Source organism: Dankookia sp. GCM10030260 (genome assembly GCF_042666655.1).
GTDB lineage: Bacteria > Pseudomonadota > Alphaproteobacteria > Acetobacterales > Acetobacteraceae > Paracraurococcus.
Map to the genome: position 1 here is coordinate 1 of NZ_JBHTDE010000097.1, position 587 is coordinate 587.

General features: G+C 66.6%; 1 pseudogene. It reads left to right on the forward strand.

What is annotated here, in order from left to right:
- Positions 1 to 587, forward strand: a pseudogene (locus tag ACFQS7_RS31050) (ATP-dependent RecD-like DNA helicase); the annotation flags it as partial.

Here is a 587-nt window from a genome sequence, read left to right on the forward strand (position 1 = left end):
CATCATCACCTCCGGTGCGGTGCCGGTGGTGCGCCTGACCGAGGTGTTCCGCCAAGCCGCTGGCAGCCGGATCGTCACCAACGCCCACCTGATCAACCAAGGCAAGATGCCGGACCTCAAGCCGCAGAAAGGCTCCGACTTCTACTTCGTCGAGGCGGCCGATCCGGAAACCGGGCTGGAGAAGCTGCTGGCCATGGTCCGCGATCGCATCCCGGGCCGCTTTGGGCTCGACCCGGTGCGGGACGTCCAGGTGCTCTGCCCGATGAACCGAGGCGGGCTCGGGGCGCGGTCGCTCAACATCGAGCTGCAGAAGGCGCTGAACCCGCCGGGCGAGGTGCGGGTAGAGCGCTTCGGCTGGACCTTCTGCCCCGGCGATAAGGTCATGCAGGTCGTCAACGACCATCAGCGCGAGGTCTACAACGGCGACCTCGGCATCGTCCGCCGGATCGACATGGAGGAGGGCGAGCTGGTGGTCGACTACGAGGGCCGGGAGATTGCCTACGGCTTTGGTGAGTTGGATGAGCTCGTGCTGGCCTACGCCACCACGGTCCACAAGAGCCAGGGCTCGGAGTACCCGGCGGTGGTCA